Below are 11,566 nucleotides of genomic sequence, written 5' to 3' on the forward strand. Positions count from 1 at the left end.
AGACCGACGGCGCGCGTCCGCCGGCCGATACGCCTCTGGCCGTGCAGTCCGCCACCGCCAGCGACATCGCCGCCGAGGCGCACGACGCGCAGACCGGGCTGGGCGCGCGGCTGGAGCAGGTGGGTGTGCAGGTGTATCCCATGCCCTACCGTGACGTGCTGTACCGCACCGCTTCCGTCGCCACGTCCGCCGGGCACGCAGCCGACGCGGACGCCGCGCAGGAGTAGGCTTGCCGCCCATCCGTGCCGGCCAGCTGGACCGCACTCTCCGCGACCGTGTCGCGGGGGGTGCGTTCTTCTTTCACGGCGACGAAGAGTTCCTGCGCGAAGAGGCCGTGGGCCGCGTCGTCGCCGCCTACGTGGACCCGGCCACGCGCGACTTCAACTTCGACCAGATGCGCGGCACCGACGTCGCCGCCGAGAGCCTGGCGTCGATGATCGGCACGCCGCCCATGATGGCCGAGCACCGCGTGGTGATCGTCCGCGACGCGCAGGGGCTTTCGGTCACCGCGCGCGACGTGGTGCTGGCCGCGTGCAAGGCGCCGCCGGCTGGGCTGGTCCTGGTCCTTACGGCCGCCATCCCCTCCGGCTCCAAGGCCAAGTTCTACGACGAGCTGAAGAAGCACGCCGTCTCCATCGAGTTCTCGCCCCTTTCCCACGACGACGCGCCGGGGTGGGTGATGGAGAGCGCCCGCGAGGAAACGGGGGTGGAGTGGGAGCCCGAGGCGGCGCGCGCGCTCGTCGGCGGAGTGGGGGTGGACCTGGGAACGCTGTCGTCCGAGATCCGGAAGCTGGCGGCCTACGTCCAGGGCCGGAAGCGCGTGACGCTGGACGACGTGCGCGCCGTCGGCGGGGCCGTGCCCCGGCAGGACCGCTGGGCGTGGTTCGACCTCATCGCGGAGCGCCGCTTCCGCGAAGCCATCGCCACGCTCCCCGTCCTTCTCGAGCAGGGGGAGAACGGCGTGGGGCTGGTGATCGGCATGGGGGGGACGCTGCTGCGCATCGGGCTGGTGTGCGCGGGAGGGCAGGGGGCGCTGGAGCGCGAGCTGAAGCCGTACCAGAAGTGGATGGCACGCCGCATCGGCCCGCAGGCGCGGAAGTGGTCGCTGCCGGAGGTGGACCGCGCGATGACCGAGCTGCTGCGGACGGACCGCCTGCTGAAGTCGGCGTCGCTGAACGACCGCCAGGCCATCGAAGAGCTGCTGCTGCGCCTGTGGGCCGTGGGCAGCCGGCGCGAGGCGGCATAGCGTGGCCGTGACGCGGCGCAAGCTGGGCGTAGGCGTCGCGCTGGCCGCGCTCGCGGGCGCGGCGTCGGCGGGCGCGGTGCGCCGGCGCGCGGCCCCGGCGGCGGGGGACCGGCGGGAGCTGGTGTTCCTGGTGCACGGCCTGGGACGCACCCCCGTTTCCATGCTGCTGCTGGCCCGGCGGCTGGAGCGGCAGGGCTTCCGCGCCGCCAGCTTCGGCTACTGGAGCACGACCGGCACCATCCGCGGCCTGAGCGGAACGCTGGCCCGCCATGTCGAGGCGGCCCGGGGCGACGCGCCGTCGGTCCACTTCGTGGGCCACAGCATGGGCAACATCATCATCCGCGGCATGCTGGCGGAGCACCGGCCGGAGCGGGTGGGCCGGGTGGTGATGCTGGCCCCGCCCAACCAGGGGAGCACCACGGCGGACCGCTACGCCCGCTGGATCGGCTGGCTGATGCCGCACATCCACGACCTGGTGACGCATCCCGAGAGCACCGCCCGCACGCTGCGCCTTCCCGGCGACGTGGACGTGGGGATCATCGCCGGGCTGCGCGACGGCAAGGTGCAGGTGGCCGAAACGCACCTGGAAGGCTCCCGCGAGCACGCCGTCGTCCCCTCCCGCCACACCTTCATCATGAACCGCCGCGACGTGCAGGGGCTGATCACGGGCTTCCTGCGCGACGGCAGCTTCGGCCTGGGCGCCGCGGCCTGATCCTGCGCCGGCCCGCCCGACCTCAATGGTCCGACAGACCAAACGCCTTTGCCACGTCCTGCCGCTGGTGCAGCACGCGTAGAATGTCGGCCCTGTTCCCTGACAGTTCGTAGAAGATCGTGTAGTTGCCGTGCACCAGGCTGCGGATGCCTGTCCCGAGTTCCGGCCTCGCGCGTCCGATACGCAGGCGCTCCCCGATCAGTCCGCAGGTATGCTCGATCTCGGCGATCCAGTCCTCGCCGCTTGCGGGGTTGCCGGAATGGCTGGTCAGGTAAAGCGCTGCTGAGGCAACCTCCAGCAGCGCGGTCGGGGTGAACTCATATCTGTCCAGAGCCGATCCCCTCCCGGAACAGGGACCGTATCCGAGCGAACGCCTCTTCTCCCGGGATCCCCTCCCCCCGCGCGATCTCGTCCCTGCCTTTCTGAATCTCCGCACGCAATGCCGCGAGCTTCACCTGGTACTCCTCGTCGCGCTGCGCGAGCAGGCGCAACCCCTCGCGCACCACCTCGCTCGCGGTGCGATACTGGCCGGACCGTACCTTTTCTTCCACCATGCGCTCCAGCTCGGGCGTAAGCGAGACGTTCATCGGCGACCTCAACGTGGACAGAGTATGCAGGTGAGACAGGCCGAATGTCAATCTTTGTCATTCGACCATCAAAAAACTGGCCGGCGGCTCGTGTGAGCCGCCGGCCTGTTTCCATCCCGACCTGCCGAGCCGTTACGGCATGGTGGTGTCGCTGCGGCCGCTGAGCGCGAAGGTGTACACCCAGCCGTTCCGTTCGCCCGCGCCGGTCAGGCGGGCAACGCCCAGCTGGATGGGGCCGAGCGTCAGCCCGCCGGTGAGCATGTTGGCGTCCGCCATGTCGGTGGCCAGGCCGGCGCGCAGGGTGATGATGGGCAGCTTCTGCTGCACGCCCACGCTCACCTGGTTCTCCCACATCCCGCTGATCGGGCTGTCTTCCAGCTGCGACTGGTACTGCACGCCCACCGTGGTGGAGGTGGGCAGGGCGAAGGCGCCGCCCACGCGCAGGGTCATCGGCAGCCCCTGGCCGCGCTCCTCCAGGATCTGCTGGGCGAGCGCGCGGGTCTGCGGGTCGGCGCCGGCGTCCGCGTAGTCCTGCTCGCTTTCGTCGTAGCGGCTGAGGATGGTTTCGGCGTCGCCGCTTTCGTAGTCCTCGCGGTTGAGCGTCACCGTGTTCAGGCGCAGGTCCTCGTTCCACTCCAGCGAGTTGAAGGCATTGTCCAGCGCCACGCCCAGCGTTAGCCCCGGAATGGGCTGCATGGCCGCGCCCACGTCTACCCCGAACCCGCTGCCGCCCTCGGCGCGCACGCCCTGGTACGTAACCTCGATGTCGGTGGGGATGCCCGCGGTGTTGGTGACCACGTCCTGCTGGACGAAGGCGGAGCGCACCATCTCCCGCGGGATATAGTAGTGCCCCGTGGCGCCCAGGGCCAGCGGCCCGATCCGGCGGCCGTACGCGGCATGGATGTCGAAGAACGCCGCGCGGAACCCGTCGGTGTTGTCGATGTTGTACTGGGCGAGCTTGCTCTGCTCGAACCCGGTGAGCACCAGGTCCACGATGCTGCGGTTGACGGTGTGCTCACCCACCAGCGCGTATCCCGCGCCCACGGCGAAGCGGCCCACCTGCAGCGAGAAGATCGGCGCGCGCACGTCGATCTCGCCGCCCGTGCCCGACGCGGGGATCTTTGCCAGGAAGGCGTCGCGCTCGGCGGGCTCCATCTCGCCGTACTCGCGAAGGTCCCACAGGTCGCCCGGCTCCACGCCGATGGTCTGCACGCCGAACGCCAGCTGCGGGATGGCCGCCGACCAGTGCGGGCTGTTGGGCAGCCCCAGGTTGGCCGGGTTCAGGTGCAGCGACTCCTGGCCGCGGGCCACGCCGATGTAGGCGCCGCCCATGCCCAGCGCGCGCGAGTTCAGCGACACCTGCGCCGAGGCGGGCACGGCGGCCAGCACCGCGGCGGCTGCGATCACAACGTGCTTCATCATGTCTGGATGCAGGTTCCGGGAAAGGTGGGGCCGCACGGTTCATCGCGGTGAAAGGCCACGGCGGAACAATACCGGCCACCCGATTGCGCGGCAACGGGTTGAACGACCCATGCGGGGGCGGGGGCTTTCTCGCGCCCCGGCCGGGGGGTTACCTTACAGAGCTTTGCACCAGACCTGACCGACGAATTTCTGCGAGCGGGAAACGCACGTTGCGACTTGAAAATATCCGGAACTTCTGCATCGTCGCCCACATCGACCACGGCAAGAGCACACTGGCCGACCGCCTCCTGGAGCAGACGGGAACGCTTCAGCTGCGCGAGATGAAGGACCAGGTGCTCGATTCCATGGACATCGAGCGCGAGCGGGGGATCACCATCAAGCTCAACGCCGTGCGCATGCGCTACCGCGCGAACGACGGCCTCGAGTACCAGCTGAACCTGATCGACACCCCCGGGCACGTCGACTTCACCTATGAGGTGTCGCGCTCGCTGGCCGCGTGCGAGGGCGCCATCCTGGTGGTGGACGCCTCGCAGGGGGTGCAGGCGCAGACGCTTTCCAACCTGTTCCTGGCGATGGAGGCGGGGCTGGAGATCATCCCCGTGCTCAACAAGATCGACCTTCCGGGCGCCGAGCCGGAGCGCCGCCGCGGCGAGCTGGTGGACCTGCTGGGGGTGGACCCGGCCGACGTGCTGCTCGCCTCGGCCAAGTCGGGGATCGGGGTCGATGGCATCCTGGAGGCCGTCGTCGCCAAGGTGCCGCCGCCGCGCGGTGACCGCGAAGCTCCGCCGCGCGCGCTGATCTTCGATTCGTACTACGACAAGTACGTGGGCGCGGTGCCCAGCATTCGCGTGGTTGACGGGGTGTTCCGCCCGGGGACGCGCATCGCCTTCGGCAGCAACGACTCGGTGTACCCCATCGACGAGGTGGGCTACATGCAGCTGGGCCGGCAGCCGGTGCCCGAGCTGGGGCCCGGCGAGGTGGGCTACATCATCGCCGGCATCAAGCGCGTGGCCGACACGCGCTCCGGCGACACCATCCTGGACGCCGACAACCAGGCGACGGAGCTGCTTCCCGGCTACCAGGAAGTGAAGCCCATGGTGTTCGCGGGGATCTATCCCACCGACACCGAGCAGTACGAGGAGCTGCGCGACGCCCTTGCCAAGCTGAAGCTGAACGACGCCTCGCTGGTGTACGAGCCCGAGACCTCGCTGGCGCTGGGCTTTGGCTTCCGCTGCGGCTTCCTGGGGCTGCTGCACATGGAAATCGTGCAGGAGCGGCTGGAGCGCGAGCACGACCTGGACCTGATCACCACCGTGCCCAACGTGAAGTACACGGTGAAGATGACGGACGGACGGGAGCTGTGGGTCGAAAGCCCCAGCACCCTTCCGGACCCCACCAAGATCGACGAGATCGAGGAGCCGTACGTGCGCACCCGGGTGATGTGCCCGGCGGAGTACATCGGCGCCGTCCAGAAGCTGTGCCACGAGCGGCGCGGCAACTTCATGGGGATGACGTATCCCGATCCCCAGCGGGTGGAGCTTCAGTACGAGCTGCCCCTGGCCGAGATCGTCCTGGACTTCTACGACCGGCTGAAGTCGGTGACGCGCGGCTATGCGTCGCTGGACTACGACCTGGCGGGCTACCGGCCCAACCCGCTGGTGAAGCTCGACATGCTGATCAACGGCGACCCGGTGGACGCGTTCAGCGTGATCATTCACCGCGAAAAGGCGTACGAGTACGGGCGCAACATCGCCGAAAAGCTCAAGGAGCTGATCCCCAAGCAGCAGTTCGAGGTGGTGATCCAGGCCGCCATCGGGCAGAAGATCATCGCCCGCGAAAGCATCAGCGCCCTGCGGAAGAACGTGACCGCCAAGTGCTACGGCGGCGACATCTCCCGCAAGCGCAAGCTCCTGGAAAAGCAGAAGGAGGGCAAGAAGCGGATGAAGCAGGTGGGCAGCGTCGAAATCCCGCAGGAGGCCTTCCTGGCCGTGCTCCAGCTGGGGTCGTGAGGCTTCCGATCGTCGCGGGGCGGCTGCGCGGGCGCTGGTGGCTGCCGGCCAGCCGCGGCAAGATCCTCCGCATCCTCAACGGCACCTACGAGCGCGAGCAGACGCGGCTGTTCGAGCGGCACCTGCGCCCGGGCGCCACCGTCCTGGACGTGGGTGCGCACGTGGGCTACTACACCCTTCTCTCTTCCGTCCTGGTGGGCGGCGCGGGGCGGGTGCACTCCTTCGAGCCCAACCCCGCGAACGCCGAGTTCCTGCGCCGCCACGTGCGCATCAACCGGCTGTCGAACGTCCGCGTGGAGCAGGCGGCCGTCGCGGAACGCGCGGGAACGGCGCGGTTCGACTTCGGCACGGGGAGCGGCACGGGGCACTTGGCCGATGCCGGCGCGCTGGAGGTGAGGACGGTGCGGCTGGACGACTACTGCGCGGAGCATGGGCTGGCGCCTTCGGCGATGAAGATCGACGTCGAGGGGGCGGAGCTTTCGGTGCTCGAGGGCGGACGCGACACGCTGGCCCGCCATCGCCCGGTGATCTTCCTCTCTACCCATGGCGCCGAGGTGCACCGAGCCTCGCTGCAGGTGCTGCGCGGCCTGGGCTACACGCTGTCCCCCATCCTGGGGAGCGACCTGGACGCCACCAGCGAAGTGCTGGCGCTTCCCGCGGGCTGACCCGTGGCCCTGTCGGTCATCGTATCCACGTACAACAAGCCGCGCGACCTGGAGCGGGTGCTCTGGGGGTACGCCGGCCAGTCCCGGAAAGACTTCGAGCTGCTCGTCGCCGACGACGGCTCCGGGCCGGAGACGGCCGAGGTCATCCGCCGCGTCTGCGCCGCGTCGGGGCTGGAAGTCGTCCACGTGTGGCACGAGGACCGGGGCTTCCGCAAGAGCGAGATCGTCAACCGCGCCATCGAGGCGGCCGGGGGCGACACCCTGATGTTCACGGACGGCGACACCATCCCGCGGAGCGAACTGGTCGAGGCCCATCTCCGGCTCGCGCGCCCGGGACGATACCTGGGCGGCGGGTATGTGAAGCTGCCCGCGGAGGTGAGCGACGCCATCACCGTGGACGACGTGCGCCAGGGGCGGTTCGCCGACCTGGGATGGCTGCGCGCGCGCGGATGGCGTCCGGGGCGGCGCGCGCTGCGGCTCGTCCGCTCCGCGCGAGCCGCGGCGCTGCTGGACCGGGTAACGCCGACGGCGCCGCTGTTCGCGGGCAACAACTCGTCGGTGGCGCGCGAAGCCATCTACGCGGTCAACGGCTTCGACATGGCGATGGGCTACGGCGGGCTGGACCGGGCCGTGGGCTACCGGCTGGTGAACCTGGGGGTGCGCGGGATCCAGGTGCGGCACCGGGCCGTCTGCATGCACCTTCACCACGATCGCCCGTACAAGGACCCCCAGGTCGTCCGCCGCAACCGCGAGATCCTGGAAACCATCCGGCGCACGGGGCAGACGCGCGCCCTCGCCGGCCTCGCCGAACTGCGGCCGGACCCCTCGCTGCGCGTGACCCGCATCAGCTGACGGCCCGCCCGCGTGGCTGCGACTGCGCGCACTTTCAACCGTCCAGACCGCATGTTACCTTGGCGCCGGATCGCCGCACGGGCGCGGCGAGGGGCCCAACAGGAGAGCGTATGACGCCCGGAACGGCCGAGAAGAAGTGGATCGTGGGGGTGGACCTCGGGGGCACCAACATCGTCGTGGGGCTGGTGCCCATCGAGGGGGGCGAGGTGCTGGGCTTCCGCACGGTTCCCACCGAGTCGGTGCGCGGCGCCAAGTTCGTCGTGGACCGCATCGTGTCCCTCGTGGAAGCGGCCATCACCGAGGTCACGTCGGCCCAGGGCACGTCGCGGGCGGCGGTGGCGGGGGTGGGCATCGGCTCGCCGGGGCCGCTGGACCGCAAGACGGGCACGGTGATCAACACCCCCACCCTGGGGTGGCGCAACTTTCCCCTGCGCGACCTGGTGGCCAACCAGGTGAAGCTGCCCTGCGCGCTGGACAACGACGCCAACTGCGCCACGTACGGCGAGTGGTGGCTGGGCGCGGGCCGGGGCGTGAGCAGCCTGGTGGGGCTGACGCTGGGCACGGGCATCGGCGGCGGAATCGTGCTCGATGGGCAGATCTACCACGGCTGCAGCGACGTGGCTGGCGAGATCGGGCACATGACCATCGACAGCAACGGCCGAAAGTGCAAGTGCGGCAACTACGGGTGCCTGGAGCAGTACGCCAGCGGCCCGGCCATCGCGCTGCGCGCGGCGGAGGGGATCGAGGCGGGCGCCGAGACCTCGCTGGTGGACATGGTGGATGGAAAGCTCGAGGACATCACCGCCGCCACGGTATACGAAGCCACGGTGCAGGGCGATCCGTACGCGGCCGAGGTGATGAAGGACACCGCGCGGTTCCTGGGTGCCGGGGTGGCGAGCATCATCAACATCCTGAATCCCGAGATGGTGGTGATCGCGGGCGGCGTAACGCGCGCGGGCGACACCCTGTTCGAGCCGCTGCGCGCGGAAGTGCGCCGCCGCGCGTTCCGCAGCGCGCAGGAGTGCTGCAAGATCGTTCCGGCCGAGCTTCCCGGCACCGCCGGAGTGGTGGGCGCCGCGGCGGTGTTCAAGCTGGAGAACTACGGGGCGGTGTAGCCGGATGAGGTGTGGGTGGGTAGGCTCGGCGCTGGGGCCGGCGCCCCCCATCCCCAGCCCTTCCCCCGCAAACAGCCGCGGGGGAAGGGAGCCAGCCCGGTGCAGCAGGCCAGCCGAAGCGCGATTCAGGTCTCCCCCTCCCCTGCGCAGCGGGGGAAGGGGGCCGGGGGGAGGGGGCTCCCCGAGGCATGCACCGGCAGCCCATCGATCCCCGATCGAAGTTCCCCTCTCCCGCGCAGTTTGCGGCTGAGAGGCTGGGAGAGGGGGGCCCACAGACGACCGACGAATGTTCATTCTCTGCACCAACGACGACGGATACCTGGCCCCGGGGCTGGGCGTGCTTTCCGAGGCGGCGAAGGCGCTGGGCGACGTGCACGTCGTGGCGCCCGACCGCGAGCAAAGCGCCCAGAGCCACGCGCTGACCATGCACTTTCCCCTGCGCGCCAAGCAGGTGCGCGAGGGAGTCCATCACGTGGACGGCACGCCCACCGACTGCGTCGCCGTCGCCCTCGGCGCGCTGCTGGAGCGCAAGCCCGACCTGGTGCTCAGCGGCATCAACCACGGCCCCAACATGGGCGAAGACGTGCTGTACTCGGGCACCGTCGCCGCGGCCATGGAGGCCACCATCCTGGGCATTCCCGCGGTTGCCGTTTCGTACGCCGGGCGCGACGCCACGCACATGCAGAGCTACGGGCCGCTGCTGGAGGCGCTCCTCCCGCAGCTCGCCACCCGCGGCGAGTTTCCGGCGGAAACGCTGCTGAACGTGAACCTGCCGCCCATCGACGCGTCCGCAGTCCGGGGTGTGCAGGTCACGCGCCTGGCGCGCCGCGTGTACGCCGACTCGCTCACCCGCGCGCACGACCCCAACGGCCGCGAGTACTTCTGGATCGGCGGGGGCAACGTGGAGTGGTCGGCGCCGGAGGGAACGGACTTCCACGCGGTGAACGAGGGATACGTCTCGGTGACGCCGCTGCACCTGGACCTTACCAACCACGCCCTGATCCAGGACGTCGCCGCGTGGAACCTCGCGGTATGAGCGATCGCTACACCGGGCAGCGGCGCGCGCTCATCGGCACCATGCAGGAGCGCGGCATCCGCGACCTGAACGTGCTGCGCGCCTTCGACGAGGTGCATCGCCACGAGTTCCTGCCCGAGTCCGTGCGCCACCGCGCGTACGAAGACGCGCCGGTGCCCATCGGCTACGGGCAGACGGCGTCGCAGCCCTCGCTGCAGGCGCTGTACATGCAGGTGCTCGACCTGCGGCGCGACGACAAGGTGCTGGAGATCGGCACGGGGTGCGGCTTTCAGACGGCCGTGCTGGCCAAGCTGGTGGACCGCGTGTACTCGGTGGAGCGCATCCGCGAGCTTTCCATCCGCTCGCGCGAAAAGCTCGACCAGCTCAGGATCAGCAACGTCGCGCTCCTGGTGGGGGACGGCACCATCGGGTGGAGCCGCTACGCGCCCTTCGACGCCATCCTCGTCGCCGCGGCGGCACCGGACGTTCCCCAGCCCCTGCTGGACCAGCTGGCGCCGGGCGGGCGGATGCTGATTCCCGTCGGCGGGCGCGACATGCAGCAGCTGATGCTGGTCACCCGCGAGGCCGACGGCTTCAGCGAGCGCGAGGTGACGGCGTGCACCTTCGTACCGCTCCTGGGCCGCTTCGGGTGGATGGACGCGCCCCGCGCCTGAGCCGCGGGGCGGGGGGGCGGGCCGGAAATCGTTGACACCGTTCGCCGCCCGCCGTACGTTCCGCCCAGCATCCCGCTGCTCCAGGCACCACCGCGGACACCCGCGCGCCCCCTTCTCCCAAGACCCAATGACCGGTCCCAACGGCGATTCCTTCGACGGCTTCGTCTTTCCGCCGTTCATCCCCACAGCTTCCCGCGCCACTCCAGCGCCGCCGCCGGCATCCACACCCGTGCTGTCGTCCGTCCCGGCCGAGGAGCCGCGGCCCGTCGCGAACGACGCGGTGGAATCGCAGCCTGCGCGGGTGACCATGCCGTGGGACACGGAGACGCCCATCGTTAGCGACGGCGATGCGGATGCCGAGGCGGACGAGGATGAGCACGAGGAGCTTCCGTGGCTGGAGGTGCCTGCGCCGCGCGAGCCGGCCGTGCCCGAGGCTACGATGCCCGCCTTCCCGGCCGACGACGTCGTTCCCGCGAAGTCCACGGCCGCGGAAACGGATGAGCCGCGGGCCGCGCCCGCCGCGAACGATGATGCGTTCCCCGACTGGATGGCGTGGGGCGCCACGGACGAGGCGGACGCGGCGCGCGAGATGGGCAACGTCGATCCCATCGCCGGGCTGGAGAACCTGGTGCCGATGAACGACGCGCCCGACGCGCCCGACACGCCCGACACGCGCGACGCGGCCCCGGACGAGGACGCCACGCTGGCCGCATTGCCGGTGGATGACGAGCCCACGATCGATGCGGCCGATTTCCACGCGCCCCGGCCGCCGGTGCGCGACGAGGACGAGCCCCCGTTCGACCCGGCGGACCTCCACGCGCCGCGGCCGGAGCCCCGGCACGAATCCGCCGCGGCGAACGACGACTTCCTGGCCGCGGGCTTCGGCGGGGGCGACTTCCTGCTGCGCGCCCTGCAGGCCAGCCAGCTCGCACCTGCCGAGGAACCGGTCCGCACCCTGGTGGAGGACGCGCCGGAGATCGTCCCTTCGGCCACGGACGACGGACAGGCGGTCGCCCCGGAGCCCGATCCGTTCACCGCGGCCGCCGTCGCCGAAGCGGAGACGTTCGCTCCGGCGGAATCCTCGGCCACGGAAACGGCGCCGGTCGCCGCCGCGACGTCCGCCGAGCAGCCGGCCGCCGTGGCTCACGCGCTGGCCGACACGTTCGGTGAGGTGGCCGGACGGCTGGAGAGCATCGCGCGCACCCTGCGCGAGCGCCCGGACTCGCTCCTTTCCGGTGGCTCCGACGATCCGCTCGCCCTGCTGGTGAC

At 70.5% G+C, this 11,566-nt stretch carries 13 protein-coding genes; 10 read left to right on the forward strand and 3 right to left on the reverse strand.

Going from position 1 to position 11,566, the window contains the following annotated elements; translation table 11 throughout:
• From VIB55_RS19455 to VIB55_RS19465, 3 genes are all read left to right on the forward strand, one after another.
• The coding region (locus VIB55_RS19455; RefSeq protein ID WP_331878330.1) for a hypothetical protein at window positions 1-227 on the forward strand (227 nt) is incomplete at its 5' end.
• Window positions 228-229: 2 nt separating this feature from the next.
• Window positions 230-1,246 carry a DNA polymerase III subunit delta gene (gene holA / locus VIB55_RS19460; protein WP_331878331.1) on the forward strand — a complete coding sequence of 339 codons (1,017 nt, stop codon included), beginning with the start codon at window positions 230-232 and terminating at the stop codon, window positions 1,244-1,246.
• Between the two features lies 1 nt (window position 1,247).
• On the forward strand, window positions 1,248-1,958 hold the full coding sequence (locus VIB55_RS19465) for a hypothetical protein (protein WP_331878332.1): 711 nt from the start codon (window positions 1,248-1,250) through the stop codon (window positions 1,956-1,958).
• A gap of 22 nt (window positions 1,959-1,980) precedes the next feature.
• On the opposite strand, the gene VIB55_RS25675 is transcribed toward VIB55_RS19465, so the two are convergent.
• From VIB55_RS25675 to VIB55_RS19475, 3 genes are all read right to left on the reverse strand, one after another.
• Complete coding sequence (locus VIB55_RS25675) at window positions 1,981-2,394, reverse strand: type II toxin-antitoxin system RelE/ParE family toxin (protein WP_414681999.1); 414 nt, start codon at window positions 2,392-2,394, stop codon at window positions 1,981-1,983.
• Window positions 2,276-2,545 (reverse strand): type II toxin-antitoxin system ParD family antitoxin, encoded by a 270-nt coding sequence (locus VIB55_RS19470; protein WP_331878333.1) that lies wholly within the window; start codon window positions 2,543-2,545, stop codon window positions 2,276-2,278. The genes VIB55_RS25675 and VIB55_RS19470 overlap by 119 nt, the downstream gene beginning before the upstream one ends.
• A gap of 132 nt (window positions 2,546-2,677) precedes the next feature.
• Complete coding sequence (locus VIB55_RS19475; RefSeq protein WP_331878334.1) at window positions 2,678-3,967, reverse strand: DUF5723 family protein; 1,290 nt, start codon at window positions 3,965-3,967, stop codon at window positions 2,678-2,680.
• A 209-nt stretch (window positions 3,968-4,176) separates the two neighbouring features.
• Between VIB55_RS19475 and lepA the strand changes: the two genes are divergently transcribed.
• The 7 genes from lepA to VIB55_RS19510 form a co-directional block, all read left to right on the forward strand.
• Window positions 4,177-5,976: a translation elongation factor 4 gene (gene lepA, locus VIB55_RS19480; protein ID WP_331878335.1), complete on the forward strand. Its 1,800-nt coding sequence runs from the start codon at window positions 4,177-4,179 to the stop codon at window positions 5,974-5,976.
• The gene (locus VIB55_RS19485) at window positions 5,973-6,641 is read left to right on the forward strand and encodes an FkbM family methyltransferase (protein ID WP_331878336.1); all 669 of its coding nucleotides are present in this window, start codon (window positions 5,973-5,975) and stop codon (window positions 6,639-6,641) included. The genes lepA and VIB55_RS19485 overlap by 4 nt, the downstream gene beginning before the upstream one ends.
• 3 nt (window positions 6,642-6,644) lie before the next feature.
• Complete coding sequence (locus tag VIB55_RS19490) at window positions 6,645-7,493, forward strand: glycosyltransferase (RefSeq protein WP_331878337.1); 849 nt, start codon at window positions 6,645-6,647, stop codon at window positions 7,491-7,493.
• 110 nt (window positions 7,494-7,603) lie between these two features.
• Window positions 7,604-8,608, forward strand: coding sequence for an ROK family protein (locus VIB55_RS19495; protein WP_331878338.1), 1,005 nt, complete (start codon window positions 7,604-7,606; stop codon window positions 8,606-8,608).
• A 286-nt stretch (window positions 8,609-8,894) separates the two neighbouring features.
• Window positions 8,895-9,644: a 5'/3'-nucleotidase SurE gene (gene surE, locus VIB55_RS19500; protein WP_331878339.1), complete on the forward strand. Its 750-nt coding sequence runs from the start codon at window positions 8,895-8,897 to the stop codon at window positions 9,642-9,644.
• Window positions 9,641-10,297 carry a protein-L-isoaspartate(D-aspartate) O-methyltransferase gene (locus VIB55_RS19505; protein WP_331878340.1) on the forward strand — a complete coding sequence of 219 codons (657 nt, stop codon included), beginning with the start codon at window positions 9,641-9,643 and terminating at the stop codon, window positions 10,295-10,297. The genes surE and VIB55_RS19505 overlap by 4 nt, the downstream gene beginning before the upstream one ends.
• Before the next feature lie 127 nt (window positions 10,298-10,424).
• Window positions 10,425-11,566: hypothetical protein (locus VIB55_RS19510; RefSeq protein ID WP_331878341.1), on the forward strand; the 1,142-nt coding region annotated here is incomplete at its 3' end.

Source organism: Longimicrobium sp. (genome assembly GCF_036554565.1).
Classification (GTDB): Bacteria; Gemmatimonadota; Gemmatimonadetes; order Longimicrobiales; family Longimicrobiaceae; genus Longimicrobium.